The 6994-nt window shown below is 37.4% G+C and carries 4 protein-coding genes; 3 read left to right on the forward strand and 1 reads right to left on the reverse strand.

What is annotated here, in order from left to right; genetic code table 11:
• The first annotated feature begins 1124 nt into the window (after nucleotides 1–1124).
• From LGZ98_RS22665 to LGZ98_RS22675, 3 genes are read left to right on the forward strand one after another with little or no spacing between them, the layout of a single operon-like run.
• The gene (locus LGZ98_RS22665; protein WP_262978635.1) at nucleotides 1125–1910 is read left to right on the forward strand and encodes an SDR family NAD(P)-dependent oxidoreductase; all 786 of its coding nucleotides are present in this window, start codon (nucleotides 1125–1127) and stop codon (nucleotides 1908–1910) included.
• Nucleotides 1911–1935: 25 nt separating this feature from the next.
• Entirely contained in the window at nucleotides 1936–2568 is a 633-nt protein-coding gene (locus tag LGZ98_RS22670) for an isochorismatase family protein (protein WP_262978636.1), read from the forward strand.
• 49 nt (nucleotides 2569–2617) lie between these two features.
• Nucleotides 2618–4639: a chorismate-binding protein gene (locus LGZ98_RS22675; protein ID WP_262978637.1), complete on the forward strand. Its 2022-nt coding sequence runs from the start codon at nucleotides 2618–2620 to the stop codon at nucleotides 4637–4639.
• A 315-nt stretch (nucleotides 4640–4954) separates the two neighbouring features.
• Here the strand turns inward: LGZ98_RS22675 and LGZ98_RS22680 are convergent.
• A partial coding sequence (locus tag LGZ98_RS22680; RefSeq protein WP_262978638.1) for an ATP-binding cassette domain-containing protein occupies nucleotides 4955–6994 on the reverse strand: 2040 nt, incomplete at its 5' end.

Here is a 6994-nt window from a genome sequence, read left to right on the forward strand (position 1 = left end):
CGATGTGAGTAGGTGATATCTTAAAACCATCAATTTACACCATAGGTGGCGGAGAATTAGACCCTAAGAGCTAATAGTTTAGTTTTTTAAAGATATATTTAAACAATATATGTTCATTTGGGTTTGTTTCTATCTATTGTCTGAGGTGTTAATGAATCGAAGTCTACAATATAATCTTAAAACCAGTCAAATGATTTCAAAAATAAAAAAACATCTGCTAAAGTAATTAGGTTAGTGATTAACGTAATGAAAGTGGAAGAATAAAATAATATTTCTTTGAGTATCATCTCTATCTATAATTTAAATTTTTTAAAATCAATTAATTATGATTTTTTTATATGATAATTTTATTTTAATGGTTGACAAGATATGGGTAAGTTATGGATGATTCATATCATCAAGTCGGTGATTGTTTATACCCAATGGATTTCAAGATGCATCGCGACGGCAAGGGAGTGAATCCCCGGGAGCATAGATAACTATGTGACCGGGGTGAGCGAGTGCAGCCAACAAAGAGGCAACTTGAAAGATGACGGGTATATATATTCATAGAAATTACTAATATAGAACAACTGTATGGCATGAGTGAGAAAATAACGATAAATTCAAGTGATAAAAAGCTACCTTGATGCCATGTCATAAAAAAGAACTATTAAATTTATCGCCATTAATTAATCATAAAAATTTTACGTATCTTTATAAGCAATTGGAAAAATTTTGGTTAGACAAAGAGGTAATAATTTAAATTGGTGATTGTGCTGAACGAGTTATTGCATGTGACCAACAATCGGTTACTCCGAAAATCGATTTTTTACATAATTTATCAGAAATTTTTTCTACTTTATTGAATAAAACTGTGATCACAGTTGGTCGTATATTGCTGGTCAATATGCAAAACCGCGTTCTAATGCATTTGAAAAATACCAAAATATAACATTACCAGTATGGTGAGGCGACTGTATAAATAGTCCGGAACCTGTTTTGGCTGAAGATATCGCCGAATGTTTTGGTTATGGCTTCAATCCTAAAGAGTCCGAATTATCAAACATTATATGCGTCCCACGATTAAATAAAATACAGGCAATTGAACTAATTAAACCATGAACAATTGATCAGGAAACATTATGACATTTGACAAAAAGTATGTTGCAGTTATTACCGGTGCATGTGGTGGTATCGGAAAAGCCATCGCTAAACGATTGGCGATGGAAGGAGTAATTTTAGCACTTATTGATAAACAGGCTGATGTTTTGCAATCTCTGGTGAACAAACTCAGCCATGAATATTCTCAACCAATTATCGGTTTTTCTGTGGACGTTACCGAACCTCAACAAGTTGGTAGCGCATTTCTTGCGATCAGAAATCAACTTGGACCAATCGGCTATTTGGTGAATGGTGCTGGTGTATTACATCACGGTTCTGTTGAAAATACAGATATTGATGCATGGAATCATATCGTCGCTGTTAATGCGACGGGGGTATTCAACGTCAGTAAAGCTGCAGCCAGTTATATGATGGAGCAAAAAAAAGGTAGCATCGTGACTGTTGCTTCAAATGCCGCACGAGTACCTCGGGCAACGATGGCAGCATATTGTGCTTCAAAAGCGGCAGCCCAAGTCTTTACATATGCACTTGGGTTAGAGGTAGCTTCATTGGGAATCCGGTGTAATGTTGTGGCTCCTGGTTCAACAGATACACCAATGCTACGCAGTATGTGGGAAAATGAAAATGATAAAAGTCGCACATTGGACGGTAATCCAGAGCAATTTCGTATCGGTATCCCTCTACGCAAGATTGCCACATCAGATGAAATTGCCGCAGCTGTTTGTTTCTATCTAAGTGAAGAATCTAGTCAAACTACGTTGTCAACTTTATTGGTGGATGGTGGTGCTGCATTAGGTAGCTGTTAGTACATAGCAAAAAAAGAGATACAAAATGGAAAAAATATTATCGTACCCATTACCTAAATATACAGATTTGCCCAAATCGGCAGCAAATTGGCTTCCAGATCGGCATCGCACCGCTTTATTGATCCATGATATGCAAAAATACTTTGTGGATTTTTTTGAAACCGAAGCCAGTCCAATAAATAGTGTCATCAGAAACACCCATACGCTATTGAATATTGCTAGAAATTTTAATATCCCTGTATTTTATACTGCTCAACCCGGTAGTATGACCCCAGAACAACGGGGATTATTAAAAATAATATGGGGTGAAGGCATGAAAGCAAAAGATGAACATCGGGAAATTATTCCACTCCTGACCCCTATTAAAGATGAAACTGTGCTGACTAAGTGGCGTTACAGTGCGTTCTTCAAATCTAATCTGCTACACCATTTAAGGGATTTGAACCGCAATCAACTGATCATTTGTGGTGTGTATGCACATATAGGATGTCTGGCCACCGCTATTGATGCTTACTCACATGATATCGAGACCTTCTTTGTATCAGATGCTGTGGCAGATTTTTCAGAGGAAAAACACCGCATAGCGTTGAATATGGCGGCAGAAATATGTTCTGTAGTGGCATCAACAGAGCAAATCATTGCAAATCTAAAAAAATAATACATTGGGAGACTAAAGATCCTGATAAAACAGATTATAAGGGGAAATAATGTCGCTGAAAGAATTACCACAAAGAGAGCTGAAATCAAATGATGAAAAAAATCTATTTAGCCATTTAGTTAAGACAAATAAGCCTTTTGCATGTATTTATCGCCCATTATCTGATGCTAAAGACTCTTTTTTATTATTTGAGGGGGAAATAAAATACAGCCATTCACTCTCAGAACTAGAGCCAATTTCGTTGGAGCCAACTCTTTCATTGAAATCAGACGATTTCGGTACAATGGATATAACACTTTTCGGAGAGTTGAGTGCTTCTCAATTAATTATTATTCCATTTAATCAAATCGCTGAAAAAGGGTTTGCATGCCATAACGACAACGAACCTATCATTATCATGAGCATCGAAACACAAACTCGTTATCAAATAAATAACTGGGGGGTTATTGAGGATAGTAAGCCAATAAAAGCGTCTAATATAAATTTCGATATCACAGATAAAAATTACAGCCAGGTAGTGGAACATGTGATCAACGATGAGATTAATGCTGGAGAAGGCAGTAATTTTGTTATGTCGAGAAGTTTAGAAGGTGATATTGAAGACTTTTCATTGGAGAATGCCCTTTCGCTATTTAATCGATTATTGATAAACGAAAGTGGTTCTTATTGGACGTGGATTGTTTATACTGGAGAACGCTATCTTATCGGCAGTAGTCCAGAGCAACATATTCTAGTGGATGGTAAAGATGTTGCCATGAACCCAATAAGTGGTACGTTAAAATATCCAGAAAAAGGAATAGAACAGGCTTTATACCATTTTATTAACAACAAAAAGGAACAGAATGAGCTCTTCATGGTCGTTGATGAGGAGCTAAAAATGATGAGCCGTATATGTGACAGTGATATTATGGTAACTGGTCCTCAATTAAAAATGATGTCTCGGGTTGCACATACGGAATATTTTATCCGTGGTTCAACATCACAGACAATTCAAACTATCCTGAAAGAGTCATTGTTCGCACCAACTGTGACCGGAAGCCCTGTGGAAAATGCATCTCAAGTCATTAAACGCTGGGAAAATCGTGGTCGTGGGTATTACAGTGGTGTTATCGGAATGATTGGCGTTAAGAATAACCAACGTTATCTGGATTCTGCTATCTTAATCCGAGCTGCTGATATTACGAAAAATGGGCATTTCCGATTGACATCAGGGGCAACAATTGTTCGTGATTCAGTTCCAGAAAATGAAGCTGAAGAAACCAAAGCAAAATTGAGTGGTTTAATGAGTTCTTTTTTTGAGGAGAAAAAAAGTATTAATCTAACCAATAATACCCATTTATCTGAACATGTGTTGAGTAATATCACTACAATATTACGGCAACGAAATCAGAAAGTGTCTTCCTTCTGGTTAGGGAATTCTAAAAAAATTGCATTAACAACCAGTTCCCTCCCCTCCATTACACTCATTGATATGGAAGACTTGTTTACTGAGATGATTGCTCACCAACTACGTTATATAGGACATGATGTGACGATAGTTTCATGGTTTGAGTCTGGTATGCGTTTGCCTCAATTAATGAATACAGGTAAAACAGATATCCTTTTTATTGGTCCAGGGCCAGGAAACCCAAACGCTGTTAATCATGACAAGATGGTAATGGGACGGACACTGATTACAAATCGTTTAAAACAAAATTTACCACTAATTGGAACCTGTCTGGGACATCAACTTATTTGTGCTGAATTTGGTTTGCCCATCAAGCGGCTTCCCAAAACACGGCAAGGAATGCAGTATAAAATAGTTATTGATAGTATGACCTGTTATGTAGGGTTTTATAATAGTTTTGCCGCGATGCACAAATTACCACACTGGTTTACGCCAAAATATAATCGATTGGTTTATCTTGAACGATTAGGTAAAAGTGAAATTATTGCTTTGAAATCTAATAATGTGGCATCAATACAGTTTCATAACGAGTCTTTTTTAACTACTGATGCATTTCCTATTTATAACTGGATGATTAGTAATGCTATAGGTTACGCAGATAAGCAGGGTGTGAACATACTTTGATTAATATTTGGATTTAAAATGTCAATATTGTTCTTTAACTCTTTGGTTTACTATAAAATCCTAAAAAATTATTTAATTAAATTTCATTCTATATAAACATTATTAAAGTTGGTTTTTAAGAAATAATCGTCTTTAAAAAATGGCTAAAATAGTGTGCTAGCGCCCTGCGCAGATAAGGAACTGCAAATCAATACATTATAAAGTAACGTATTACTTATAGGATGTTGTTGGGACAATTGGTGTGGTATGCGAATAATACACTTGGTTGTCCCCACTGAACCAATTGACGCTTTACTTTTTTGTTGGTTTTATTTATCAGCAATGCTGACGTAAGTAATCCGCAGTCAATGAATTACCCTCTTCAAACATCGTTTGTGGTGTGCCACTGAACATTACCTGTCCACCAGCAGTCCCCGCACCTTCGCCTAAATCAATCACCCAATCCACTTCTGCAATAACTTTTATGTTATGTTCAATGATCAGAACAGAATTTCCTTGTTCGACAAGGCGACGAAACAACGTCATAAGTATCGTTACATCTGAAGGATGAAGTCCGGTTGTTGGTTCATCAAAAATATACACGTTACTTTCATTATTAAGGTAAGATGCCAGTTTCAGTCTTTGGCATTCTCCCCCAGACAGATGGTCAAGTGATTCACCAAGGCGCATATAACCTAACCCAACATCCCGAATATTCTCTAATGTTGGCTGGATCTGGTTGTCTCCCACAAAAAAATTTGACGCCTGAGTAATACTCATATCCATAAGCTCAACAATCGTTTTATCTCTGTATTTATAATTCAGGGATTGTTGATTGAATTTTTGTCCCCGGCAAGCATCACAAGGTAAGGTTATCGAATCCATAAAAGCCAAATCAGTTTCAATGACACCCAATCCCTTACATTCAGGACACGCCCCTTTGGCATTTGGCGAAAACCACGATTTATCCACCTTATTAGCCAAGGCAAAACGTTCTCTGATATATTCAAAAATACCGCTCCACGATGCAATATGAGAACGTTTCGAAGTATGAATAGGTTTTTGGTCAATAACGACAGCATTGGCACATTTCGGGACAACCTCACCCATAATCAGGGAGCTTTTTCCTGAGCCTGCCACACCACTAATCACGAGCATTATTCCTAATGGAATATCGATAGAGATCCCTCTAAGATTATGCAGCGTTGCATTTTTAACAGGGATATAACTAATCGGTTTTCTTGGGTTTCGGTTGAGATGGATTGTCTGAGAAAGATATTTTCCTGTTAATGTTTCAGAAGTGAGCAACCCGTTCAGATCCCCCTGATAAGTGATCTTTCCACCGTTATCACCTGCGCTGGGACCTAAATCAATCACATGATCTGCGATTTTAATAATATCGGGATCATGTTCTACCACTAAAATAGTGTTGCCTTTATCACGCAGTTGCTGGATTAGTGTATTCAGTTTTGTAATATCAGCTGGATGTAATCCGGTGCTAGGTTCATCAATAATATAAGTCATTCCAGTGAGGCTGCTGCCTAAGTGTCTAACCATTTTTAGCCGTTGGGACTCTCCACCTGATAATGTTGCCGTCGGGCGGTTAAGGTTCAGATACCCCAAACCAACAGAGCACATTGATATTAAACGTTCTTTTAAAGCATTAATTAACGTATTAACAGAAGGGATATTTAATGTTGCTATAAACTGATTTAACTCAATAATCGGCATATCAATACAATCTCCGATACTATTGCCCTGAATTAAACACGATAATATATGTTTATTAAGCCGCTGACCATGGCAGGCAGGGCATTGTTTCATTGAAACAATGCCCTGAAACTCTTCACTTTTGTACTCTTTGTTGTTTTTCACAAGATAACTGCGCGTGAATCTGGGAATGATCCCTTCAAATCTAGCCGATTTAGGCCAACCTGAAGATGGGTTTTCTGGAGTAATATTATCCGCATACAGTAAAATTTGGCGCTCTTCGGTGGAGTAATCGGCAATTTTCTTATTATTATCAAACAAACCAGAGTGAGTATACCGACGCCATCGCCAGGTGCCTGGTGCAAATGTGGAATATTCAATTGCACCGTCATTCAGCGATTTGTTTTCATTCACCAGCTTATTAATATCTATTGTGCTGGCAATGCCCAACCCTTCGCAATGTGGACACATTCCTAACGGATGGTTGAAAGAGAAAATGTTGGAATAACCTACAAATGGTGTACCTATTTGGGAAAATAAGAGGCGCAGTAAGGTATAAATATCTGAGGCTGTACCAACCGTTGAACGGACATTTTCACCAATACGCTTTTGGTTGATGATAATTGCGGTAGTGAGGTTATTTATTTCATCCACATCCGGTTGACC

The sequence above is a fragment of the Photorhabdus kayaii genome, from assembly GCF_025384895.1.
Classification (GTDB): Bacteria; Pseudomonadota; Gammaproteobacteria; order Enterobacterales; family Enterobacteriaceae; genus Photorhabdus; species Photorhabdus kayaii.

Coding starts and splice junctions, on each gene's coding strand:
- LGZ98_RS22665 (WP_262978635.1), top strand. CDS start 1,125: ATGACATTTGACAAAAAGTATGTTGCAGTTATTACCGGTGCATGTGGT.
- LGZ98_RS22670 (WP_262978636.1), top strand. CDS start 1,936: ATGGAAAAAATATTATCGTACCCATTACCTAAATATACAGATTTGCCC.
- LGZ98_RS22675 (WP_262978637.1), top strand. CDS start 2,618: ATGTCGCTGAAAGAATTACCACAAAGAGAGCTGAAATCAAATGATGAA.